Below are 24,761 nucleotides of genomic sequence, written 5' to 3' on the forward strand. Positions count from 1 at the left end.
CGACTATATTCCTTAATATCGCTCCCTCAAATAGAGGGAGCGTAAACTAAATTGAACTCGAAAGGATCTTATTTCGCTTTACGAGCTTCGATAATAGCCTGAGCGACGTTGCTAGGCGCTTCGTTGTACTTCAAGAACTCCATAGAGTAAGAAGCACGACCCTGAGTTTGTGAACGCAGGTCAGTTGCATAACCGAACATCTCAGCCAGTGGTACTTGAGCACGGATGATCTTACCGGTAGGCAGATCGTCCATACCTTCAACCATACCACGACGACGGTTTAAGTCACCGATAACGTCGCCCATGTAATCTTCTGGCGTTTCAATCTCAACTTTCATGACTGGCTCAAGCAGAATTGGCTTAGCTTTCATGAAGCCATCTTTAAATGCCATTGATGCGGCAATTTTAAACGCGATTTCTGAGGAGTCAACATCATGGTAAGAACCATAATGTAAACGAGCCTGAATATCCACAACAGGGTAACCTGCTAATGGACCAGATTTCAGCTGTTCTTGAATACCTTTATCAACAGCTGGGATGAATTCTTTAGGAATTACACCACCAACGATATCGTTGATAAATACGTAGTTCTCTTCACCACCTGCTGGTAATGGAGACAGGTCGATAACAACATGACCATACTGACCACGACCACCAGATTGTTTCGCGTGCTTACCTTCGATATCAGTTACTGTATCACGAATAGTTTCACGGTAAGCAACCTGTGGTTTACCTACGTTCGCTTCAACTTTAAATTCACGACGCATACGGTCAACTAACACGTCTAAGTGCAGTTCACCCATACCAGCAATGATAGTTTGACCAGTTTCTTCGTCGCTTGATACGCGGAAAGATGGATCTTCTTGAGCCAGACGGTTCAGAGCGATACCCATTTTTTCTTGGTCAACTTTAGTCTTAGGTTCGATAGCAACAGAGATTACTGGCTCTGGGAATTCCATACGTTCTAAGATGATTGGTGCATCAATCGCACACAGAGTATCACCAGTAGTTACGTCTTTCAGACCGATAGCAGCAGCGATGTCGCCCGCACGAACTTCTTTAATTTCTTCACGCTTATTAGCATGCATCTGAACAATACGGCCAAAACGTTCTTTTTTGTCTTTAACCGGGTTCAGAACTGTGTCACCTGAGTTAATCACACCAGAGTACACACGGAAGAATGTTAAGTTACCAACAAATGGGTCAGTTGCGATTTTGAATGCCAGAGATGAGAATGGCTCTTCGTCGCTTGAATGACGTTCTGCTGGAGTATCTTTACCGTCTGGTAAGATACCCTTGATTGCAGGTACATCTGTTGGTGCTGGCAGGTATTCAATTACCGCATCCAGCATTGCCTGAACACCTTTGTTCTTAAATGCAGAACCACAGGTAACCAGGATAATTTCGTTATCTAGAACGCGTTTACGCAGAGCAGCTTTAATTTCTGCTTCTGTCAGTTCTTCACCGCCCAGATATTTGTCCATCAGTTCTTCTGATGCTTCAGCAGCAGATTCAACCAGGTTGTTGTGCCATTCTTCAGCTAAATCTTGCAGATTTGCAGGAATGTCTTCGTATTCGAAAGTAACACCTTGGTCTTCTTCATTCCAACGGATTGCTTTCATTTTAATTAAGTCAACAACACCGGTGAAATCTTCTTCAGCGCCTACTGGGATTTGCAGTGGAACTGGGTTTGCTGCCAGACGTGTTTTGATTTGTTCAACAACACGCAGGAAGTTTGCACCCATACGGTCCATTTTGTTAACGAACGCGATACGTGGTACATGATATTTGTTAGCCTGGCGCCATACTGTTTCTGACTGAGGCTGAACACCACCAACTGCACAGTAAACCATAACCGCGCCATCAAGAACACGCATAGAACGTTCTACTTCGATTGTGAAGTCAACGTGACCTGGGGTGTCGATGATGTTTACACGGTGAGGCTCGAACTGTTTAGCCATACCAGACCAGAATGCAGTAGTTGCTGCGGATGTGATAGTAATACCACGTTCCTGCTCCTGCTCCATCCAGTCCATTGTTGCTGAACCTTCGTGAGTTTCACCAATTTTATGGTTTACACCGGTATAAAACAGAATACGTTCACTTGTAGTGGTTTTACCGGCATCGATGTGCGCACTGATACCGATATTACGGTAGCGTGCTATGGGGGTTTGACGAGCCATTTTTTCCTCTCTCGTGGGCGTTCAATTCAGGTAAAGGACAGCAGAGCTGTCCTGAAAAGAGTTGCAATACTCCGTGGATTACCAACGGTAGTGTGCGAACGCCTTGTTTGCATCTGCCATACGGTGAACGTCTTCACGTTTCTTAACAGCAGCGCCTTTGTTTTCAGCCGCATCAGATAATTCATTTGCCAGGCGAAGAGCCATGGATTTATCACCGCGTTTACGAGCAGCTTCAACAATCCAACGCATTGCTAATGCATTACGACGAACTGGGCGTACTTCAACTGGAACTTGGTAAGTTGAACCACCAACACGGCGGGATTTAACTTCCACAGTAGGACGTACGTTATCTAATGCGATTTCGAACGCTTCCAGTTCAGTTTTGCCTGAACGCTGAGCCAGGGTCTCAAGCGCATTATATACGATAGATTCTGCAGTAGATTTTTTACCGTCTACCATCAGAATGTTTACAAATTTAGCCAGCAGTTCTGATCCGAACTTAGGATCTGGCAGAATTTTACGTTGACCAATTACACGACGACGTGGCATGGAAATACTCCGTTTAAAATTCAGGGTTGTCCAAAACTCAATGAGTTTATTTTGACATTATTTGTGAAAAAATGTTTGGCCTTACTTAACGGAGAACCATTAAGCCTTTGGCTTCTTCACACCGTACTTAGAACGAGCTTGTTTACGGTCTTTAACACCAGAACAGTCCAGCGCGCCGCGAACAGTGTGGTAACGCACACCTGGTAAGTCTTTAACACGACCACCACGGATTAAGATTACGGAGTGCTCCTGCAAGTTGTGGCCTTCACCACCGATGTAGGAAGAAACTTCGAAACCGTTAGTCAAACGCACACGGCATACTTTACGCAGTGCTGAGTTTGGTTTTTTTGGAGTGGTAGTATATACACGAGTACATACGCCACGTTTTTGCGGGCAAGCTTCCAGAGCTGGAACGTTGCTTTTAACAACTTTCGAGCTACGAGATTTGCGTACCAGCTGATTAATAGTTGCCATTTAAAAAAAGCTCCTGGTTTTTGCTTCGTAAACACGGATTTGAACTCTGTCTTGTCAACAAGACAAAACATGAGGACGCAGAATTTTATTGCTGACGGGCTCATGTGTCAAGAATTATACAGCAATTCTACGCTCCCCAATGAATTTGTTGGGGGTGTTTTACCGTTAAATCGACAAAATCACTATAATTGATGAGTTTAATATGATGAGATACTTGATCTTTTAAGCCTCTTGCCAAAACATCATCAATTAATGCGTAAACTGAAATTTGCTGTTGAAGACAATGTTTTAATAAGGGATTGTCTTCAAGGACTGCCAGTACACCATCTTGTATTAACAAAACATCATCTTCTTTTGTCAATAAAGATAAAAAAGCCTCTAAATCACTTTGATAAATAGAGACAGAATAAGTATACAACATAACCGTTCAACCTTCCTGACTAACTTCTGTATTAAAAGCGCAATACCACATCATATTCACTCAATTTTTGAGTAATATCTTGTTGGGATATCACCTGTGCATCCAACACAAAAGAAGTTTGAGAGGATAATCCACGATGAGCCATGTCTTTCTGTGATATATAGACGTTTGTCACATCATACAAGGGTAGCACTTTAAATGTTGCAGCATGATGACGTGACAAAATCCCTTCAGGCTGTTGATTTTCAACGAGTTGAAACACACCATCAGAGATAAAAAAAACACCAATATCTTCTGTTAATGCAGAGGTTGCGAGTAATGCATCTAAACCTTCTCGCCCTGCACTATTACCATGAGGTGCTTGAGTAAAAAGGAATGCGATCGAATTCATTTTCTTCATTAAAATTGCACCACTCGGGAACAGGTCAACATCGCTTGAGCCAGTGAACCCAAACCACTTAACTCAAATTCGGGCGCCATGTTATAGCTATCCATTTCCTGCTCTTTGGCCTGCTGCTCATCGATAATTCCTCTACGTAATGCGGCAGCAACACAAACATGCAAGGGGATTTGATGTTTTTTCGCCAAGGTAACCCACGCTTTAGGAAGATCAAATTCATCATTTGCAGGCGATACCAATTTATTAGCGTTCACAACACCTTCCCGATAGAAGAAGATTTGTGCAATCTGATGTCCTTTTTCAATAAGGGCATTGGCGAATAAATAGGCACTTGAAGCTTGTTCAGTTCCGTAATGAGGCCCTGTAACCACTAAACAATATGTCAAGGAACTCATAATGTTGCCTTATTCTCCATTTTTAAACTGGCGAATATAGAGATACACAGTATGTTTTGAGATATTTAAGCGGTCTGCAACCTGATTAATGGCATCTTTAATATCAAAAATACCTTTCTCATAAAGGCTTAACACGACTTGTTTATTCTTGGCATTATTCGCGACTTCACGATCATTATTTACTTCTTCAATCGTGAACTCTAATGTTTGAGCCACTAAATCATCAACAGATGAGGCAAAGTTAACATCCGATGCAACTTCATGTGTTTCTTCAGGAATAAAGGTTTTGATTATTTCAGAGAATGGAACATCAAGGTTCATATTAATACACAATAAACCAATGACACGACGTTCACGATTACGAATGGCAATCGTGATTGACTTCATCAATGCACCACTTTTTGCCCTAGTAAAATAAGCCTTTGAAAAACTTGAATCTTCATCTGTGATGTCATGTAACATTTGTAATGCCAAATCGGTAATTGGAGAACCAATCTTACGACCAGTATGTTCTCCATTCGCGATTTTAACCGCTGAACATTTCAAATCTTCCAGAGAGTGCAATACGATTTCGCAATGATTGCCGATGAGCATTGCCAAACCATCCACGGCAGCTTCATAGGACTTTAGTACTTCGTGATCAGTTTGAGTAAAAGGTCGGCTATCTAGTTTTTCAAACTCGCTGCTGTCACCATTAAATAACGGGCTAGACATTTGATTATATAATCCTTAAAGGCTTTAATTATGATAATGACTTGAGGTTCTATTTTTTATAACGATTCGTCATTGCGGATCAATTCAATATTAAAAAAATTTAAATATAAAAACAGAATTAAGAACAATTCTGACGTTAGATCGCCAGAAGATCTACGTCAAGTGACTTAGAATAAGAGCTTTGTGATAGGTCACAGCTTTTTTCATTTTTCTTTATATTTTGTACTCATTCCCACCTTTTATTTTTGCAAACTTCCCTTCTTAGGTGTGGTTAGGATAAAAATTGACACTATTGAATAGATTACCTATATTCCAAATCATTATTATTTTAACGAGTGATTAATCCCATGAATATACTGATGATATGCCAATCTCAGCAAACTTCATCAATAATAGGATTAATTTCTGTTGCTTCTATACCTATTGAGATCCTCGCTTCACCACCTCCGCCTGTGAAAGTGGTTGTAGTCAATACAACGGTTGTTGTTGCAACTCACATCGCTTGATTAACTTGCTTAGCTTAAGAACCTACTTAACCAACATCTATATAATGATATGTTATTTACGTTTATTCATTGATACTTTATCAATTCGCTAATAATCATTAAAAATAATCAAGCTCTCTTATTGCTTGTTTTACAGGTATATCATCATGTACTTAGGTCAATATTGGGCAAAATTCGGCCCGACGACATTATTCGTTTTATTATGGAGCAGTGGTGCTATTTTTTCTCGCTGGGGATTAGATAATGGTAGCTCATTTGCTATTTTAACTTGGCGCTTTATTATCGCTTTAGCATTTCTCTCTTTTTTGTGTATTCAACGCCATCGCTTTTTGCCACCAAAAGGAAGTCGTTTAAAAACGGCATGGGTCGGCTTATTGATTATTGGTGGTTATTCCATCTGTTATCTTTTAGCACTCGCTAATAGCATTACACCAGGAATGTTAGCCACAATTATGGGCGTTCAGCCGATTATTACACTATGGATAATAGAACGTAATTTTACCGCGACACGGCTATTAGGGCTTTTAATCGCCCTGGCAGGATTAGTGTTAGTGGTTGCCCAAAGTCTATTTAATACAGCCCTTTCATTAAAGGGAATGATTTACGCGTTAGTTGCACTACTTTGTATGAGCTTCGGTGCAATCTCACAGAAAAAACTGCAATTAGCACCAATGGATGCCCTACCGCTACAATATGTTGTTAGCCTTGTATTGTGCTTGTTATTTGTGCCATTCCAGCCTTTTCACGCCTCATTCGACATTGGCTTTATCATTCCTGTGCTTTGGCTTGCCGTGATTATTTCTGTTGTTGCTCAACTACTACTATACCGCTTACTCACAACAGGTAATTTAGTTAACGTCACGAGCTTATTTTATTTAGTCCCTGGCGTGACAGCATTGATGGATTACATCTTCTTAGGTAATAAAATGTCTTGGCTGAGTTTAGCGGGAATGGGTGCAATCATTGTGGGCTTACTGTTTGTTTTTAAAAAGCCCAAAACCATTATTATAGAAGAGACAGTAGACTAACTCTATGTTCACTATGCGCACTATGCATTAATAAGTGGTGAGCTATACATTAGAAATAAAAATGCTGACATCAATGTCAGCATTTTTTTAGTGATATTTAGAGATAAGTAAATTACTTATCGCTTTCAACACTCAGTAATTCAACTTCAAAGACTAATGTTGAGTTAGCTGGAATACCACTTGTTGCACGTTGTCCGTAGCCTAATTCTGGTGGAATAACTAACTTGATTTTACCGCCTTCTTTGATGTACTTCATACCTTCAGTCCAGCCAGGAATAACGCTTTTCAGGCTAATTGTCAGAGGTTCGTTACGATCATAAGAGCTATCAAATTGTTTACCATCAATCAGCATGCCTTTGTAGTTTACAGTAACGCGATCAGCATCTGTTGGTGTCTTACCTTTACCAGGATTTTCAACTAAATACAGTAAACCTGATTTGGTTTTTACCACACCTTTTTCCGCAGCAAACTCTGTACGGAATTTATCACCCGCAGTTTTATTCTCAGTCGCTTCTTTTTCCATTTTTGCTGTTGCAGCAGTACGGACTTGATCTTCAAAAGCAGCTAACGTTAATTCAATTTCAGAGTCTGATAATTTTGATTTACTATTAAATGCATCCTGAACACCTGCTAACAGTTGTTTAGAATCTAAAGTAATACCAATATTTTTTTGTTCTTGTAATGCAGCTTCCATATAGCGACCCATCGACGCGCCTAACGCATAGGCATTTTGCTCATTTTGAGTTTTAAATGCGCTATTTAGTGTTGGCACTTTAGCTGCTGCTTCTTCAGCGAATGCATGAGGTGCACTGAATGCGAAAGCTAAACTGGTTGCCAGCAACGTCGTTTTTAATAAAGATTTCATCCCATTCTCCAGTATATGTTAGTGAGTCGCTACGTTTTGCAAACGATCATCATAGATCTTCGCCAAAACATTTTGCATCACTTCTTGCTGTCGTTGCGGTATATACTCATCCGCGGGTAGCAATTTTATATGAATTTAAAAAATTTGCCGACACTCTTAACAGTTAATGTTAGGATTTTTGTCAGCACAGAGTGTTATCACATTAGCAAAATAGTCTTTTATCTCAAACCAGATTTATGTCTTCCTGTGTATATATCAGTAAATAAGATTAAATTTTACGAGTTTGTTAATCATATTCGTCGTAATAAGACATTTTAAAGGAGGAAAAACACAATGGATATTAAGGAAGTAGAGCGATTGCTCATTCAATTAGAAAGCAAAGTTGCTTTCCAAGACGCGACTATTGAAGAATTAAATCAGGTGGTCACACAGCAGCAAATTGAAATCAGCCGCTTTAAAGAAGCCTTAAAAATTGTTTCTGAGCGCCTAAAAAATTCTCAAACCTCAATACTTGCTAGACCCGAGGATGAAACGCCCCCACCTCACTATTAAGTCGCCATTCGCTGTTAATATCAAAAATGAAAACAAAAAAGGAGCGCTTAAACGCTCCTTTTGATCTTTTCAAAAAAAGATTAGTGCTGGCAACCACAACCGCCATTGCCGTGACCGTGACCACCGTGACCATGACCGCCACCACCGCAGCATCCACCTTCTTCACCGTGTGAATGACCATGACCGTGACCACCGCCACAGCATCCGCCTTCTTCACCGTGACCGTGGCCACCACAACATTCGTGCTCTTCTTCACCGTGTACGTGACCGTGAGCTAATTCTTCTTCAGTCGCTTCACGAATTGCAACGATTTCAACATGAAACTTCAGGTTTTGACCTGCTAACATGTGGTTACCATCAACGATAACTTCGTCACCTTCAATACCTGTGATTTCTACTGGTACTGGACCTTGATCGGTATCAGCAAGAAAACGCATACCAACTTCTAACTCATCAACACCCACAAAAACATCTTTCGGTACGCGTTGAACTAAGTTTTCGTCGTATTGACCATATGCATCATCAGAAGCAACTTCTACGTCGAATTTTTCACCGACTTCGCGACCTGTTAATGCATTTTCTAAACCACTGATTAAAGAACCACGGCCATGCAGATAGTCTAACGGTGCGCTCACCGTGGACTCATCAACTAAAACACCGTCTTCTGATCTTACTTGATAAGCCAGACTAACTACCAAGTCGTTTGCTACTTTCATGACATCTCCTACATACCCGTGGGCAAAATTTTCCCGATTGTAACGAAAAATAAATCTTCTGTATCGGGTTATATCAAAAAACCTACAATTATTGTGGTGTAAAGATCCCAATGACTTGTTCATTTTCACGAACAAGTGAGTTAACTTCACCCTCTGTTTGCCGTTGCTGGTGGCCACATTTTGCACATTCCACAATATCCACTTTATCTTCACGCCACATTTTGAGTGTATCTTGAGCTTTACAGTGTGGACACACGGCTCCTGCGATAAAGCGTTTACGGGTTGCAGACATGGGGTCAATTCTCCTATTTATCAATAGATTTTTTTTCTTTATGCATTTGAGGAATATCTTCTGTTAAAGATTCATCCCAAATATCAGGCTGATGGTGCTCTTGACGAATTTCTTCACTAAAGAGCTCCTCAAGTTCTCGTCTCGCTTCTTTCACTCGTGAAACGTTAGAGACTTCTTCAGGAGATTCATCCACCAGCTTTCTCAATAAGTTAATATCCAGACGACGGAAATGCTGTTGTGCCCGATAAGCTTGATGAGGATGCATGCCTAATTCAATTAACGTTTTACGTCCTAATTCTAAGGCGCTAGAAAATGTTTCACGACTAAAATCTGTCACACCCGCTTTGAGCAACTCATGAGCTTCAACACGCCCTCTTGCCCTTGCAATAATATGCAAATTAGGAAAATGGTGTTGGCAAAGATGAACGATTTCCATCGTAGCTTCGGGCTCATTGCAGGTGATAACAATAGTTTTAGCATGCTCAGCACCAGCAGCGCGCAATAGATTGAGATCAGTTGCATCACCGTAATAAACTTTATAGCCATATTTACGCATGGTGCTTATGCTTCCGACATCATGCTCTAATACCGTGACATTAATCTTATTCGCCATTAATAAGCGCCCTACAACCTGCCCCATTCGACCAAATCCAACAAGAATGACCTCTGGGTGGTTATTTTCAACAAAGGGCTGTTCGTCCGTTTTAGCTTCATTATAACGACGAGCAAACACAGCGTCTGTCATTTGCATCACAAGAGGTGTTGTCATCATAGAAAGTGTGACAACAACCAACAATAACGCCATTTGCTGACTATCTAATACGCCCATTGCCATAGATGTTGAGAAAACAACAAACGCAAATTCCCCACCTTGGCTTAACACCGCTGAGAATTGTAAACGCGTGGAAAAGCGCAATCTAGCTAACCAAGCAATACTATAAAGTATCAACGCTTTCACAATAACCAGAACTAAGACGCCCAATAATACTTGTGGAAGATAACGCCATAAGATGCCGATATCTAAAGACATACCAACAGAGATAAAAAATAGTCCTAAAAGTAGACCTTTAAAAGGTTCAATGGAGATCTCTAATTCATGTCGATATTCTGAATCTGCCAATAACACTCCCGCAATAAAGGTTCCCATAGCCATTGAAAAGCCTAGGGTTTCCATAAAAATAGCAGCACCCAATACCACAAGTAACGCAGCAGCTGTAAAAACTTCTCTTACGCCTGATTTCACAACTAAGCGTAAGAATGGGCGTAATAAATAACGACCACAAATCAGTAACCCAGCAAAAGCAGCCACCTTCACGCCAATACGATACCAATCACTGCTTGCCGTTTCTCCGGCTAACAAAGGAATAACGGCAAGGATAGGAATAACCGCCATATCTTGGAAAAGTAAAACAGCAAAACCTAATTGCCCACCTTCATTATGGTTCATTCCTTTCTCGTTCATAAGTTGCAATGCCATCGCAGTAGAAGACATCGCAATACCTAATCCACCAATAACGGCTGCCTGCCACGAGAAAGAAGTGAAAACGAGAATGAGTCCTGAAAAAATAGAGGCGGTTAATACCACCTGCATTGAACCAACACCAAAAATGGCACGCCTCAATTCCCATAATTTGGCTGGATTTAATTCCAAACCAATAAGGAACATTAAAAAGACCACACCTAATTCAGCGAAATGTAAGATGTTATCGACATCTTTAAACAGCCCTAAACCCCAAGGACCAATGGCAATACCAGCAATTAAATAACCGAGTACCGCACCAATTTTAAGGCGCTGTGCAATAGGCACCATAACCACGGCCGCACACAGGAAAAAGAGCACAGCTTTAATCATCCAATTATCTTCCATTAAGCTTGCTCCCCTTCAAGTGGCGCACTTAACCAATGGCGATAAGCTTCACTGATATGAGTCAGTGTTGTTTTAGATTGTTGTCTTGCTGAATACACAATCATTGGTGATAACCAGCGCATACCACACATTTCTGCCATTAATTCAAAGGGGCGTAATAATTCTGTGAGTGTATAGTGATTTTTCCCATCATGTTGATAAGCCTGCTCAGGCTCTCCCGTTGTAATAACACAACGAAATGACTTACCCTTTAATTGTGCTCTACCTGCTTTGTTAGCAAATGGGCGAGTTAACACTCTATCTTGCCACTCTTTTAATAACGCAGGGCAACTATATGTTTGCAATGGAAATTGAAAAACGATCACTTGATGTTTACACAGCAAAGATTGTTCATGGTGTATATCAATAAAAAAATCAGGATAAATAGCATATAAATCATGGATAGTTATATTCTCTAAATCCCTCACCGCATTTAATAACGCTTTATTGGCGATTGATTGGCGCGGTTCGGGATGAACATACACCAGTAATACATTTGATGCGTTTGACATCATTCCTCCTTACAAAACGTGTCAGAAACCATTTTTTCCGTTACCATGCACGCATTGTGACCAACAGTTACGAACAACTTACTCTATATATTAATTTACATACTCTTAATAGACGATATTTATGATTGTTTTTTCTTCTTTGCAAATTCGCCGTGGTGTCAGAGTGTTACTGGACAATGCCAGTGCAACCATTAATCCAGGGCAAAAAATTGGTCTAGTTGGTAAAAATGGCTGTGGCAAAACCACATTACTTTCTTTATTAAAAGGTGAACTTCAAGCTGAAGCAGGCAATGTCACCTATCCTAGTACATGGTCAATGGCATGGGTTAACCAAGAAACACCTGCACTTGATGTACCAGCTATTGATTATGTTATTGATGGTGATAGAGAATACCGTCAGTTAGAACAACGATTACAAAAAGCTAACGAAATAAACGATGGTCACGCTATTGCACTGATACACGGGCAATTAGATGCAATTAATGCATGGACAATACAATCTCGTGCAGCGACCTTACTGAATGGTTTAGGTTTTAGCCAACAGCAACTTAATGAACCTGTAAAATCATTTTCAGGTGGCTGGAGGATGCGTTTAAACTTAGCACAAGCGCTGATTTGTCGATCTGATTTACTGCTACTCGATGAACCCACCAACCACTTAGATTTAGATGCTGTAATTTGGCTAGAAAAATGGCTAAAAAGCTACACAGGCACACTTATTTTAATTTCCCATGACCGTGATTTTCTTGATCCGATCGTGGATAAAATCTTGCATATTGAGCAAGAAAGAATCTTTGAATATTCAGGTAACTACTCTTCATTTGAAATGCAGCGTGCAACCAAACTCGCGCAACAACAAGCTTTGTTTGAGAATCAACAAGCCAAAATTGCACACTTACAGAGTTTTATAGATAGATTTAAAGCGAAAGCGACAAAAGCAAAACAAGCTCAAAGCCGTGTAAAAATGCTTGAACGAATGGAACGCGTTGCTCCTGCACATTCAGATAACCCATTCCAATTTAGTTTCCGCCAACCTGAAAGCTTACCTAATCCTCTTTTATCAATGGAGAAAGTCAGCGCGGGTTATGGTGAAAAAGTTATTCTTAATGACATCAAACTCAATTTAGTTCCCGGCTCACGCATTGGATTATTAGGGCGCAATGGTGCAGGTAAATCGACACTGATAAAATTACTTGCAGGCGAAATTCAACCGTTACAGGGGAAATTGGCTCTTTCTAAAGGCATTAAACTTGGTTATTTTGCCCAGCATCAATTGGAGTTTTTACGCTCTGATGAATCGGCACTACAGCATTTAGCTCGTTTGGCGCCCAAAGAAACTGAACAAAAACTACGTGATTACTTGGGCGGTTTCGGTTTTCATGGCGATAAAGTCACGGATGCTTGTGGTCAATTTTCTGGCGGTGAAAAGGCACGTTTAGTCTTATCACTCTTAGTTTGGCAACGTCCTAACTTGCTATTAATGGATGAACCAACAAACCACCTTGATTTAGATATGCGCCAAGCACTAACCCAAGCTCTAATTAGCTTTGAAGGGGCAATTGTTGTTGTATCGCATGATAGGCATTTATTACGCTCTACCACTGACGATCTCTATCTTGTACACGATGGTCAAGTTGAACCATTTGATGGCGATCTTGATGATTACCAACAATGGTTAGTTGATCAAAATCGTCAAGAGACACAGGCAAATAAAAGCCAACAAGATAACGACAATACTACGACAACCACCAATTTAAGTGCTCAAGATAAAAAAGAGCAAAAACGTAAAGAAGCTGAGTTTAGACAACAAACCCAGCCTTTACGCAAGAAACTCACAACATTAGAAAGCAAGATGGATAAATTAAGCCAAGAACTTAGTGATATCGAAACTGCTCTTTCTGATAGTGGTATTTATGATACTAGCCGTAAAAATGAGCTTTCTGATTGCTTAAGCCGACAAGGTGTTGCGAAATCTGCACTAGAAGAAGTGGAAATGGAGTGGATGGAGTTACAAGAAACACTGGAAGAAATGACAAACACATTTGAAGCCCAGTAATACAACCCGATTCATTAAAAAAGGAACTATTTTAAGCGAAATAGTTCCTTTCTTTTTGCTCTTCAATTCATTCTGAAAATTTATACAATTCATTTCACTTACAGTATTTATATCATTTTACAATAGCACGATTTACACAAAACATAATCTCACTCTATCTAAAAATAACCCAATCAAAATAATTATCTAACGTTTATTTTCTACCTATTTATATTAAGTAAGGGAAATAAATTCTTTCACGCTAAAGTTTTTAACATTCCAGCCGAATTAATCATTCTGCTAAGTGGACCTCCCACTTACCAACGAAAAGGCAAAGCTAATAGGTAGGGTTATGTTAAAACGAATTAAAATCTCTCAAGGTTTAATGTGTGTCCTGACTCTGTTTTGTATTATTCAGATCATTTCTGGAGTACAAAGCATTCACGATGCCTACCAGACTCAAAATACTCTTAAAAGAATTTCATACAGTTTCGATCAACTACGTACCATGGATAATACCTATGCGGAGTTGAATACATTACGTACTGATATTATTGCACAAGCATTTAGTTATATTTCAAACCCTCAAGCCGAGGATGCGAATATCACTGCATTTATGCAAACTATGCCTGCACGTAAAGCGCAAGTTGATGCATTGATGAATGAATATGTTGAGCTATCTGCGCAAACAGGTTTCGATCAGCAACGTATGGCGCAAATCAAACAGCTCTATCAAAAAAGCCGAGCTGATCTTGATTTACTGGCGCAGTATTTAAGTGAACGTAACACTAACGCGGTTCGTTTAATTTTAAAAAGCCCAGCAAACACTAACTTCACGAATTCCCTGTATGAAGCCACAGACTTTATTACCGATGAAGTTGTTAACCCTTCAGTCATTGAAGCAGAAGATAATTACCACAGCATGTTGTGGGTAGCATCACTCTTTATGGGTATCTTCCTCATCTTTACCACCTTAGTTCTTATTTGGATCCGCAAATACATTATTGTGCGCATTAACCAAATGATCACCTATCAAGAAACGATTGCTAAAGGTGATTTAGTCAGTCGCATTGATAGCGATATTTCAGGTAAGACTGAAATCGATCAGCTCATGCTTGGCTTACAGCAAATGCGTGCTCAATTAAAAGAGATGGTAAGCTCTATTCGCAATACTAGTGCAACTATTTACACTGGCGTACAAGAGATTGCTGCGGGTAATAATGACTTATCAAGCCGAACTGAAGAGCAAGCCAGCGCATTAGAAGAAACGGCATCCAGCATGGAGCAAATGACCGCAACTATTCGTAATAACACGGAAAGCGCTCGTGAAGTAACAGAGCTCGTTATGAGCACTGCTGATATTGCCGTACAAGGCGGTGAGCATAGTAATAAGATGGTTATGACAATGACCGACATTGCCGATCGCTCACAAAAAATTGGTGAAATCACTGCGGTTATTGATGATATTGCTTTCCAAACCAATATATTAGCCCTTAACGCTGCTGTTGAAGCGGCAAGAGCGGGCGAACAAGGTCGTGGTTTCTCTGTTGTTGCCAGTGAAGTTCGCAACTTAGCACAGCGCAGTGCAGAAGCGGCGAAAGAGATCAAAGAGCTTATTGAATCGACAATATTACGTGTTAGACAAGGTAATGATCTCGTCGAACAAGTTAGTTTATCAATGGGGGAGATTGTTACATCTGTTAATCATGTTTCAGGTTCGATGAAGGAAATTTTATCTGCATCAGAAGAGCAAACGCGTGGTATTGCACAAATCAGCCTTGCTGTTAATGAGATGGATAAAGCAACTCAGCAAAATGCGGCGATGGTTGAACAATCAACGGCTGCTTCTGCCACATTAAGTGAACAAGCGAGTATGTTGGATACGATTGTGAATACGTTTAAAGTGGAACACGAAAAAGTCGCACCCGCTAAAGCTAAATTGCCCGCATTTTCAGCTAAATCGCAAGACACTGAAACACTTAAAACCCCCACAATCAAAACCAATAATCACGAAACAGACGATAATTGGGAAAGCTTTTAATTATCTTTCTCACCCAACATCGAGAGAGATAGCGGTGTAAAAAATAGTCCAGAACATATAACAAAACCTCACCCTCCCCTACTCCCAGTCATTTTTCTGGGAGTATTTCTGATCTCACCGCACATAAACACAAAAAAACAGTTCGTTTTTCATACGAAATAAAAGCATTTTTTAAGAAATATTAAGAGTATTTATGAAAGCGATAATTTTATTGTGCTTATCATAAGACAAAAAGATAAATAAAAATAAAATACTGCTTATTATCATTTTAATGCTTAATAAATCATTATTAATATTTATATTTTAACAATTAACACAAAAAATAAGTAAGTTAATATACTTATAGTTTTTTCTATTAATCATTAGAAAATTTTAGCCATTAGCTGACAATTAAAGCTAAAAAAAGAAATATAAGTCGTTTTTACTATCAAACAGAGTAGAAAAGGTAAAGTTTTTAAACATTGAGCCGAATAAGTTTAATTGATAAATAGTTATCGCTCCTTGCTGTGTGTCCTACAAACCAATTAAATAGGTAAGGCTATGCTGAAACGAATAAAAATATCTAATGGTTTAATGTTTATCTTAATACTGTTTTGCGCCATTCAACTTTTTTCTGGTGCAATGAGTATCCGTGACGCGAGTTTAACAAATAAGCGGATCTCACAATTAGCAAATGGCTTTGAACAGATAAAAACGATGGATTATGGTTATGCTGAGTTAAATAAATTACGTGAAGATATGCTAAATGTTATGTTTGACGCTCATCTCACACCCGATATTGCAGAAAATAAGATCTCTGACTTTCTTTCCTCTTATCCAAAAAGAAAACAAGAAGTTATACGTATTATTACCGAGTACTTCACTGCTACTGAAGAAGCTAATTTTGATCCCGAAAAAATAGAGGGTATGAAAAAGCTCTTTAATCGTGTGCTTTACGATCTTGACCAACTTGCATCATGTCTAGAGATACGCGATTACTACGGTTTTCAATCTCTTTATGCACATAATACCAATGAACGCTTCACTCAATCCCTTTATGAAGCAACAGATTACCTCAGTGATAACGTTGTTACTCACGCAATAAAAGCAGCTCAAGGTAATTATGAACGTACCTTGGTGTTAGCTTTTGTCTTTATGTTTGTTTTTATTCTTTTCACTGTCCTTGTTGTACTTTGGATACGTCGAAATATTGTTTTACGTATCAATCAAATTGTCGATTATATGTCGGAAATTTCACAAGGAAATTTATTAGAAAATAAAGATGTCACAGCAAAAGGAAATAATGAAATCGACCAATTAATTACAGGTATTCAATATATGCGTACCGAACTGTCATTAATTGTGAATGCGATCCGAGGAACAAGTCATCATATTTATACTGGTGTTCAAGAGTTATCCGCAGGGAATACCGATCTTTCTTGTCGTACCGAAGAGCAAGCGAGCGCATTAGAAGAAACAGCATCAAGTATGGAACAACTCACAGCAACAGTGAGAAATAATACAGAAAGTGCTCGTGAAGTTTCACACCTTATCAGCCAAACTTCCAATATTGCCAGTAAAGGGGGCGATGTCACCAATAGAATGGTGAAAACGATGACTGACATTGCTGATAGCTCACAAAAAATTGGTGAAATCACTGCTGTTATCAATAGCATCGCTTTTCAAACCAATATTTTATCATTAAATGCTGCGGTTGAAGCCGCCAGAGCAGGTGAACAAGGTCGAGGTTTCTCGGTAGTGGCAACAGAAGTAAGAGAATTGGCACAACGTAGTGCCGAAGCTGCAAAGGAAATTAAAGAGTTAATTGATGCCTCTATTAGCCGTGTTCGCCATGGTAATGATCTTGTTGAGCAAGTCAGTATTTCTATGTGCGAAATACTGACATCCGTAAAACATGTTGAAGATTCAATGACTGAAATTTTATCTGCATCAGAAGAACAAACTCGAGGCATTACTCAAGTCTCTCTTGCAGTCACTGAAATGGATAAGGCAACACAGCAAAATGCGGCGATGGTTGAGCAATCTTCCTCTGTTGCCAGCTTATTGACTGAAGAAGCAGGTAATCTTGAACAAATTGTTGAACAGTTTAAAACGGCTGAAAGTGAACAGTTCAATAAAAAGGCACAACACAAAGTCATAGAAAAACCGTTCTCATCTGAAACATCACTACATACAAAAAATGAGAAGATAAAAAATACAGTCAAAGATGAAGTGAAAGAGAAAAAATCGGCAAAAGGAACCGCAACTGTAAATAACGATGAAGATGATGATTGGACAAGCTTTTAATCCATTGATTTGATCATGATAAAAACGTGATTTAGATAAACACAAAGACACCTATTTTTAGTAGGTGTCTTTTTCTTTTACTTCTTAAATAATGACAAATTAATGGAATACATTGATTGCACTAACTAAGTAGTTAGTTTGTACTTTCATTTCACCTGAAATCATTGAAGCTTTCGAAACATAATTCGCATTTTCATGCGTTATCGATTCCAATTTTTCAACAGCGCGACCAAGCTCTTTTAAACCTGCACTTTGCTCTGTGGATGCGAGACTGATTTCACCAATTAAATCGGTCACATTTTTAACATGTACCACAATATCTTCCATTGTTCCGACAGTTTCATTGACCTGCTTTGAACCAACTTTGATATTGCTACTTGAGGCATTGATCAATGCTTTGATCTCTTTCGCTGCTTCGGCACTACGCTGTGCCAATTCTCTTACTTCTGTTGCCACTACCGAGAAACCTCGACCTTGCTCACCCGCTCTTGCCGCTTCTACAGATGCATTAAGTGCAAGGATATTCGTTTGGAAGGCAATGCTATCAATAACACCAATGATATTACTAATACGATCAGAGCTTTTCGCAATATCATTCATTGTAGTAACGATATTATCCATTGCACTACCTCCTTTTATCGCTGCCTCACAAGTGATATTAGAAAGATTGTTTGCCTGCCCTGCCGTTTCACTATTACTGCTTACCGCCGTGGTTAATTCATTCATTGTTGAAGCGGTTGCTTCAACATTGCTGGCGGTTTGCTCTGTTCTCACATACAGATCGCGATTACCTGCGGCTAATTGATCACAAGAGATATCGACTTGATGAATTTGATGACTCACATCACTAACCAGCCAACGGAACATACGTCCTAATTGATTAACTGAACGCTGTGTCATGCCGACTTCATCGATGCGATTTATATATGTAACATTATGTTCATCGCCAGTTGCAACTCGATTCGCTTGCTCATTAAGTAGTCTAATTGGCTTAACAATTTGAAAATAGAGAACGCGTTCATTAACCATCAGTAATATCAGCAAAATCGCGATATGAATAAAAAGCGCATTACCTGATAAGCCTGCAAACCATGCACTTAACAACATAAAAGGTAAGGGTAAGAGGATAAAAAGACGGAGTCGTTTTTTTAATGAAATTGTTTGATTCCATGAGCGCCAACGTTGCCATCCTTTATAAACAAAAGCGCCTTTTAAAAACGTGTGTGAAGGATATTTACCTTGATTAAATGCGGCATAAAGTGCTGAGGCTTGTGCTATTTCCTCTTTTTTTGCCGCCGTCCTTACTGACATAAAACTTTGAATTTTACCCTGACGTATAATGGGAGTGACGTTTGCCCTTACCCAATAGTGATCCCCATTTTTACGCCGATTTTTAACGATCCCAGTCCAAACCTCGCCTTGCTTTAAAGTTCTCCACATATCCTTAAAGACTTCTGAAGGTATATCTGGATGCCGGACAATATTATGGGGTTTCCCCACCAACTCTTCGACTGAAAACCCACTGGCTTCGACGAAATCCTCGTTGGCATAAATAATATTGCCATCAAGATCTGTCGTCGACATCAGTGTTGCGTTTTCAGATACCGGGTATTCTCGCTGTGTCACCGGTTGATTGTTACGCATTAGTTACTCTCCTCGACATTGAAATTAAAATATCTCAACAAAAAAAGACTGCCTAAATAACTATCGTTTCGGCCGTTAGGAGAATAACTTTAGTAATAAGTGTAAATACCTACATTTAAATATTAGTTTTTTGAATCAGTTCAAAATTTTTAATTATCAAGGCTATTAATTAATGCCTGTGAACTTAGCACTAATGTCTTCGCACACTCATCACGTTTCTTTAATAACGCCATAAAAATAAGGTCAGTGATCGTATTTTGTGCTGTACGTGAAGAGATTGAAGCGCTTCGCCACTCACCTTCATCCGCAATTGTTTCTAATATATAATCAGAAATTCTTCCTAATGGAGAGTGTTTTTCTCCTGTAATAGCAATGATTTTTGCTCCCTGTTTTTTAGCCACAGAGGCCGCAACTAACATATCTTTTCTTTTGCCACTATAAGAAATAACTATCTGTAAATCCTTTGAACTTAACATTTGAGCAACAGATATCTGAACATGATGATCTGTTTCAATCAGAGTGGTTATTCCTATTTTCTGTAATTTATAACTTAAGTCTCTTGCGACTAACCCTGAACCACCAATACCAATAATCTGAACGCGCTGAGCTTCATCAATAAGCTGGATCACCTTTTCAAAATGAAGGTAATTAATTTGGCGAGTGGTATCACTGATAGAATTATTCTTCTCTTGAGCAAGTTTTTGAGCTATTACAACTAAGCTATCTTCAGAGCCAATCTGATTATGTAATATGCTAGGATCCTGCCCAGTATTTGCATTTTTTCGCCCAAGATCTTCGCTAATTGCAAGCTTCAAAGAAGGAAAACCTTTGAATCCAATTTTTTGGCTAAATTTAACAATAGCTGATTGACTCACACCCATTGTTTCAGCAAGTTGCTGTGATGAAAGAGTGACCGTTTTTTCTGGGTTCTCTAAAATATAATCCGCTATTTTACGTTGATTTGTCGCCATACCAGGCTTGATCCACGCAATTTTCGTTAATGTTGGCATAATGACAATATCCACTTCGAGTACAATATAGTTATATATGGAATAATTTTGATAAAACGTTTAATACCTAAAGTAATTAAGTTTTTAGAATAAAATCAATTAGAAACAAAATATGAGATACAATAAATCATAAAAAAAGTAATATTATTATCGAAATACTTGTTCTTATAATAACGTTATATTGACTCTTTTTATTCAATCTCTCACGCATTAACCTCTATATTTTATAATACTTAATTTAATTTTTTCCAATTTTAAATAATAATTTATTCTTCTTAGTCAACAACACGATATAAACTGAATATACTTATATTCAGCAAAATTGCGTTTTTAAACATAATAATTAACTAAATGACAATATAAAACACATTTTAAAAACATTAACACAATAAAAAACCTTTAATTACAAACAGTAATAAGGAATAAATAATTCCTTCATAGCGGAATTATTTTTATTTTTAATGATATAAAAATAGGTTAAACAACATATTTAAATAAAAAGACGGATATTAAAAAGAGTAAAACCCCAAAACCAATAAGCCTTTTATATGATTGACACTGTAACATACATAATAAAGATGGCAGATGATCGCAGCTCTCTCTTTTGATAGATTAATGCTCTTTTTTTGATACACATTCAGAAAGATCATTTCAACCAAACTTAAAAAAACATCACTTTAATCAAGAAAGTTAATTTATCTATTGATTTATAAATATTTTTTAATTTACCCTATCCAAATCAAAGGTACACAAAGTGCCGTTAATAATCCCATCGAGATATTAAAAATAAACCAAGACTGTCTGCTTTGTAAAAATAGACTAATTAATGTTCCGCCTAATATCCAAACAATACCGGCAACGAAATTAACAATAACCATAACAATACTAATAGCAATAACAGAGCTAAAATAAGCATCGCCCGATAAACTGAAGCTTCCTACTGCACCTAATCCCATCATCCACGCTTTTGGATTTAGAAATTGCAATAATCCGCCTTGAAACCAGCTTACTGCTTGGGGCGTTTTTGCTGGAATATCTAAACGCTGATAAGATGATGTTGCTGTTTTCCAAGCAAGCCAAAGCAGATACGCACTCCCGACTACCTTCAATCCAATATGCAGTGCAGGATAAATTATCAATAATGTGGCAACACCAAATGCAGAACTCAGCAAAACACATTGCATACCTAGCATAATGCCAGCCATCAGCTTTAATGAGCTTTTAAAACCTACATTAGCACCTGATGAAGTAAGCAATAAGTTGTTGGGTCCAGGCGTGATAGCAGCAATAAATAGGAAAATAGCTAACGATGAAATCAGACTAATTGTCATTATAAGTGCTCAAAGATGTGACAGATGTTTTATTTTCACCGAAAATAGCAGTATGTTATTTAGCAAACAAGTGTTAATTCATTTTGATAGACGGAAAATATGTCTCAATACTTTAATCCAATGCGTTGGGCTAAAAATCCACATTTACAAACGCTCTTACCAAGAATTGTACGTAGGACGCCACAACTTACGCCACATTGGCAACGACTCAATCTCCCAGACAACGATTTTGTCGATTTAGCGTGGAGTGAAGATCCGACAACGGCACTCAATAAACCGCGCTTAGTCATTTTTCATGGCTTAGAAGGTGGATTTAGTAGCCCTTATGCTCACGGCATGTTGGCCGCAGCAAAAGAGAGAGGCTGGCTAAGCGTTGTGATGCACTTTAGAGGATGTAGTGGTGAACCCAATAGACAAAAGCGCATTTATCACTCAGGTGAAACGGAAGATGCTCGCTACTTCTTAAATTGGTTGAAAAAGGAATTTGGTGAGCAACCAACAGCCGCCGTTGGCTACTCTCTTGGTGGAAATATGCTTGCCTATTATCTCGCAGAAAGCGGTGAAAATGCGGTTGTAGATGCTGCCGTTATTGTCTCTGCACCATTGATGCTAGAACCATGCTCAACAAAAATTGAACATGGCTTTTCTCGTTTTTATCAATGGTATCTGTTAAAAGAGCTGAAAAATAACGCGACACGCAAGCTTATTCGCTATCCTGAATCATTACCAATCAGCTTATTGACGATAAAATCCATTAAAAAACTACGTCAATTTGACGATCTTATCACGTCTAAAATTCACGGGTTTAAAGATGCGTTGGATTATTATCGCCAATGCAGTGCATTACCTTTATTAAATAAAATAAAGAAAACAACACTGATTATTCACGCGAAAGATGATCCTTTTATGTCTGCGGATGTTATTCCTGATATCACGACCTTACCAAATAACATTGAATATCAACTCACCGAGTTTGGTGGGCATGTCGGTTTTGTAAGTGGAAAACTGTCTAAACCCGTGATGTGGCTTGAAAGCCGAATACCTGACTGGTTATCCGCTTATTTGGAGAAAACCAAATGATAATTCCTTGGAATGAGCTTTCTACAGAGACACTTGATAATCTTATTGAAAGTTTTGTTTTACGAGAAGGCACTGATTATGGTATCCAAGAGAAAACGCTTGAACAAAAAGTCGCCGACGTAAAAAAACAACTTAAATCCGGTGAAGCCGTATTGGTTTGGTCAGAACTTCATGAGAGCGTCAATATTATGCCGGCATCGCAGTTTCGCTCTGGTTAGTTATTCAAAGCAAGCGATGTATCGCCGTCAATAAGGGCCAACCTTATTTAGCAAAAGGATAACCTATGTCAATCAAGCATCCTATCATCGCAGTGACTGGCTCAAGTGGTGCAGGAACTACCACAACAAGCCAAGCTTTTCGTAAGATATTCCAACAACTCAATACAAATGCTGCATTGATTGATGGAGATAGTTTCCATCGCTATACCCGTCCTGAAATGGATATGGCGATAAGAAAAGCCAGAGAACAAGGTAGACATATCAGTTATTTTGGCCCTGAAGCAAATGATTTTAGCTTACTGAGTAAGACCTTAAGTCAGTATAGTGATACAGGACAAGGCCAATCTCGCAAGTATCTACACTCTTATGATGAAGCCACTCCCTACAACCAATTACCGGGTACATTTACACCTTGGGAGCCTTTGCCAAATAATACCGATGTTCTCTTTTATGAAGGGTTACACGGGGGCGTTGTCACCAATGAGCACAATGTCGCACAACATGTTGATTTACTAGTGGGTGTTGTCCCTATCGTAAACCTAGAGTGGATACAAAAGCTTATTCGAGACACCACAGAAAGAGGACACTCACAAGAGGCGGTAAGAGATTCGGTTGTACGTTCAATGGATGATTATATTAGCTATATTATTCCTCAATTCTCACGCACTCACATTAACTTCCAACGAGTTCCAACGGTTGATACTTCAAACCCTTTTTCTGCCAAAGCAATCCCCACTCTCGATGAAAGCTTTATTGTTATTCGTTTTCGAGGCTTAACCGATATTGATTTTCCCTATTTGCTTGCGATGTTGCATGGCTCATTTATGTCAACAATAAATACTATTGTTGTACCGGGCGGGAAATTAGGATTAGCGATGGAATTAATTATGGCGCCATTAGTCAAAAAATTATTAAATGGCGAAAAGATAAGTTAACCAAAATAAAATTTATCTCTATAAAAATAATATCCCATTAATTAAGGGATATTATTTTTCGAATTAAACTTTATTTTAAAATATCAAAATTAGTCAGCATCTTTTATTTCAAATGAATGCGTAATATTGGCTGCTTTTCCTAGCATTAAAGAAACAGAACAATATTTTTCTGCGGATAATTGAACAGCTCGTTCTACGATTTTATCCGTTAATTCTTTACCTGAAACAATAAAATGTAAATTAATATCAGTAAATAGACGAGGGGCTTCTTCGCGTCTTTCTGATGTTAATTTCACTTCACAATCAGTCACTTGGTGACGACCTTTACGTAAAATGCTCACAACATCAATAGCGCTACACCCACCCGCAGCAATTAATACCATTTCCATTGGGCTTGGTGCTTTATCACCTGAATTTCCATCCATCATGATTTGATGGCCAGAAGAAGACTCACCGACAAAAGATAAATCTTCTACCCACTTAACTCTCGCTTCCATTTATTTTCCCCTAAAGATGACAGAAACTAAAAGAGTACATTCTCATAATTCAACTAGCAATTAGCAAATAGGTTTATTATGCTGACTGCGTAAAACGAGACTTAATGCACTAATTGTGTTAAAAACAATATCTGCTTGATGATAGTGGTTAAGATCAATGCATTATTTTCT

Annotated in this window: 25 protein-coding genes; 9 read left to right on the forward strand and 16 right to left on the reverse strand. The window is 38.7% G+C overall.

The features are described 5' to 3' along the window. Nucleotides 1-68 precede the first annotated feature (68 nt). The 7 genes from fusA to ACNART_RS12120 all read right to left on the reverse strand — a co-directional run bounded on the left by fusA (nucleotide 69) and on the right by ACNART_RS12120 (nucleotide 5,136). On the reverse strand, nucleotides 69-2,183 hold the full coding sequence (fusA, locus tag ACNART_RS12090; RefSeq protein ID WP_198620034.1) for an elongation factor G: 2,115 nt from the start codon (nucleotides 2,181-2,183) through the stop codon (nucleotides 69-71). Between the two features lie 78 nt (nucleotides 2,184-2,261). Continuing rightward, entirely contained in the window at nucleotides 2,262-2,732 is a 471-nt protein-coding gene (gene rpsG, locus ACNART_RS12095; protein WP_004246897.1) for a 30S ribosomal protein S7, read from the reverse strand. A gap of 99 nt (nucleotides 2,733-2,831) precedes the next feature. After that, nucleotides 2,832-3,206, reverse strand: a complete 375-nt coding sequence (gene rpsL, locus ACNART_RS12100) for a 30S ribosomal protein S12 (protein ID WP_004236497.1) — start codon at nucleotides 3,204-3,206, stop codon at nucleotides 2,832-2,834. A 127-nt stretch (nucleotides 3,207-3,333) separates the two neighbouring features. Beyond that, nucleotides 3,334-3,627, reverse strand: a complete 294-nt coding sequence (tusB, locus tag ACNART_RS12105; protein WP_198620035.1) for a sulfurtransferase complex subunit TusB — start codon at nucleotides 3,625-3,627, stop codon at nucleotides 3,334-3,336. Nucleotides 3,628-3,658: 31 nt separating this feature from the next. After that, complete coding sequence (tusC, locus tag ACNART_RS12110; RefSeq protein WP_198620036.1) at nucleotides 3,659-4,027, reverse strand: sulfurtransferase complex subunit TusC; 369 nt, start codon at nucleotides 4,025-4,027, stop codon at nucleotides 3,659-3,661. Next, entirely contained in the window at nucleotides 4,027-4,422 is a 396-nt protein-coding gene (tusD, locus tag ACNART_RS12115) for a sulfurtransferase complex subunit TusD (protein ID WP_109374252.1), read from the reverse strand. The genes tusC and tusD overlap by 1 nt, the downstream gene beginning before the upstream one ends. A 9-nt stretch (nucleotides 4,423-4,431) precedes the next feature. Next, nucleotides 4,432-5,136 (reverse strand): helix-turn-helix transcriptional regulator, encoded by a 705-nt coding sequence (locus ACNART_RS12120; RefSeq protein ID WP_069369616.1) that lies wholly within the window; start codon nucleotides 5,134-5,136, stop codon nucleotides 4,432-4,434. Nucleotides 5,137-5,483: 347 nt separating this feature from the next. Between ACNART_RS12120 and ACNART_RS12125 the strand changes: the two genes are divergently transcribed. Next, nucleotides 5,484-5,642 carry a hypothetical protein gene (locus ACNART_RS12125; protein WP_198620037.1) on the forward strand — a complete coding sequence of 53 codons (159 nt, stop codon included), beginning with the start codon at nucleotides 5,484-5,486 and terminating at the stop codon, nucleotides 5,640-5,642. A gap of 146 nt (nucleotides 5,643-5,788) precedes the next feature. After that, nucleotides 5,789-6,670 (forward strand): DMT family transporter, encoded by an 882-nt coding sequence (locus ACNART_RS12130; RefSeq protein WP_198630390.1) that lies wholly within the window; start codon nucleotides 5,789-5,791, stop codon nucleotides 6,668-6,670. A gap of 112 nt (nucleotides 6,671-6,782) precedes the next feature. Here the strand turns inward: ACNART_RS12130 and fkpA are convergent, their stop codons facing one another. Further along, nucleotides 6,783-7,535 (reverse strand): FKBP-type peptidyl-prolyl cis-trans isomerase, encoded by a 753-nt coding sequence (gene fkpA, locus ACNART_RS12135; protein ID WP_198626321.1) that lies wholly within the window; start codon nucleotides 7,533-7,535, stop codon nucleotides 6,783-6,785. 333 nt (nucleotides 7,536-7,868) lie between these two features. On the opposite strand from fkpA, the gene ACNART_RS12140 reads away from it, so the two are divergent. After that, a complete protein-coding gene (locus ACNART_RS12140) occupies nucleotides 7,869-8,087 on the forward strand; it encodes a SlyX family protein (protein WP_023583298.1) in 219 nt (72 codons plus the stop codon). Nucleotides 8,088-8,167: 80 nt separating this feature from the next. Here ACNART_RS12140 and slyD read toward each other — a convergent pair whose 3' ends face one another. From slyD to kefG, 4 genes are all read right to left on the reverse strand, one after another. Further along, nucleotides 8,168-8,803 carry a peptidylprolyl isomerase gene (gene slyD / locus ACNART_RS12145; RefSeq protein ID WP_109401561.1) on the reverse strand — a complete coding sequence of 212 codons (636 nt, stop codon included), beginning with the start codon at nucleotides 8,801-8,803 and terminating at the stop codon, nucleotides 8,168-8,170. A gap of 88 nt (nucleotides 8,804-8,891) precedes the next feature. Beyond that, a complete protein-coding gene (locus ACNART_RS12150) occupies nucleotides 8,892-9,095 on the reverse strand; it encodes a YheV family putative zinc ribbon protein (RefSeq protein WP_109374248.1) in 204 nt (67 codons plus the stop codon). Between the two features lie 13 nt (nucleotides 9,096-9,108). Next, nucleotides 9,109-10,962 (reverse strand): glutathione-regulated potassium-efflux system protein KefB, encoded by a 1,854-nt coding sequence (kefB, locus tag ACNART_RS12155; RefSeq protein ID WP_198620040.1) that lies wholly within the window; start codon nucleotides 10,960-10,962, stop codon nucleotides 9,109-9,111. After that, complete coding sequence (gene kefG / locus ACNART_RS12160) at nucleotides 10,962-11,513, reverse strand: glutathione-regulated potassium-efflux system ancillary protein KefG (RefSeq protein ID WP_109374247.1); 552 nt, start codon at nucleotides 11,511-11,513, stop codon at nucleotides 10,962-10,964. The genes kefB and kefG overlap by 1 nt, the downstream gene beginning before the upstream one ends. Before the next feature lie 121 nt (nucleotides 11,514-11,634). Here kefG and ACNART_RS12165 point away from each other — a divergent pair, with 121 nt between their 5' ends. The 3 genes from ACNART_RS12165 to ACNART_RS12175 all read left to right on the forward strand — a co-directional run bounded on the left by ACNART_RS12165 (nucleotide 11,635) and on the right by ACNART_RS12175 (nucleotide 17,875). Next, nucleotides 11,635-13,569: an ABC transporter ATP-binding protein gene (locus ACNART_RS12165; protein ID WP_196534030.1), complete on the forward strand. Its 1,935-nt coding sequence runs from the start codon at nucleotides 11,635-11,637 to the stop codon at nucleotides 13,567-13,569. A 331-nt stretch (nucleotides 13,570-13,900) separates the two neighbouring features. Next, complete coding sequence (locus tag ACNART_RS12170; RefSeq protein WP_198620041.1) at nucleotides 13,901-15,589, forward strand: methyl-accepting chemotaxis protein; 1,689 nt, start codon at nucleotides 13,901-13,903, stop codon at nucleotides 15,587-15,589. Nucleotides 15,590-16,129: 540 nt separating this feature from the next. Further along, nucleotides 16,130-17,875 carry a methyl-accepting chemotaxis protein gene (locus ACNART_RS12175; RefSeq protein WP_368927579.1) on the forward strand — a complete coding sequence of 582 codons (1,746 nt, stop codon included), beginning with the start codon at nucleotides 16,130-16,132 and terminating at the stop codon, nucleotides 17,873-17,875. A 99-nt stretch (nucleotides 17,876-17,974) separates the two neighbouring features. Here ACNART_RS12175 and ACNART_RS12180 read toward each other — a convergent pair whose 3' ends face one another. The 3 genes from ACNART_RS12180 to ACNART_RS12190 all read right to left on the reverse strand — a co-directional run bounded on the left by ACNART_RS12180 (nucleotide 17,975) and on the right by ACNART_RS12190 (nucleotide 21,860). Then, nucleotides 17,975-19,519, reverse strand: coding sequence for a methyl-accepting chemotaxis protein (locus ACNART_RS12180; protein ID WP_198626320.1), 1,545 nt, complete (start codon nucleotides 19,517-19,519; stop codon nucleotides 17,975-17,977). A 149-nt stretch (nucleotides 19,520-19,668) separates the two neighbouring features. After that, the gene (locus ACNART_RS12185) at nucleotides 19,669-20,529 is read right to left on the reverse strand and encodes an SIS domain-containing protein (RefSeq protein ID WP_109374242.1); all 861 of its coding nucleotides are present in this window, start codon (nucleotides 20,527-20,529) and stop codon (nucleotides 19,669-19,671) included. Between the two features lie 725 nt (nucleotides 20,530-21,254). Next, complete coding sequence (locus tag ACNART_RS12190) at nucleotides 21,255-21,860, reverse strand: LysE family translocator (protein WP_198620044.1); 606 nt, start codon at nucleotides 21,858-21,860, stop codon at nucleotides 21,255-21,257. Nucleotides 21,861-21,959: 99 nt separating this feature from the next. On the opposite strand from ACNART_RS12190, the gene ACNART_RS12195 reads away from it, so the two are divergent. The 3 genes from ACNART_RS12195 (at nucleotide 21,960) to ACNART_RS12205 (ending at nucleotide 24,093) form a co-directional block, all read left to right on the forward strand. Beyond that, complete coding sequence (locus ACNART_RS12195) at nucleotides 21,960-22,940, forward strand: hydrolase (protein WP_109374240.1); 981 nt, start codon at nucleotides 21,960-21,962, stop codon at nucleotides 22,938-22,940. Continuing rightward, nucleotides 22,937-23,158, forward strand: coding sequence for a YheU family protein (locus ACNART_RS12200; protein WP_023583288.1), 222 nt, complete (start codon nucleotides 22,937-22,939; stop codon nucleotides 23,156-23,158). The genes ACNART_RS12195 and ACNART_RS12200 overlap by 4 nt, the downstream gene beginning before the upstream one ends. A 65-nt stretch (nucleotides 23,159-23,223) precedes the next feature. Beyond that, the gene (locus tag ACNART_RS12205) at nucleotides 23,224-24,093 is read left to right on the forward strand and encodes a phosphoribulokinase (RefSeq protein ID WP_198626319.1); all 870 of its coding nucleotides are present in this window, start codon (nucleotides 23,224-23,226) and stop codon (nucleotides 24,091-24,093) included. 89 nt (nucleotides 24,094-24,182) lie between these two features. On the opposite strand, the gene ACNART_RS12210 is transcribed toward ACNART_RS12205, so the two are convergent. Further along, nucleotides 24,183-24,590: an OsmC family protein gene (locus ACNART_RS12210; RefSeq protein WP_023583286.1), complete on the reverse strand. Its 408-nt coding sequence runs from the start codon at nucleotides 24,588-24,590 to the stop codon at nucleotides 24,183-24,185. Nucleotides 24,591-24,761 lie beyond the last annotated feature (171 nt).

The organism is Proteus sp. LHD240705 (genome assembly GCF_047921555.1).
Classification (GTDB): domain Bacteria; phylum Pseudomonadota; class Gammaproteobacteria; order Enterobacterales; family Enterobacteriaceae; genus Proteus.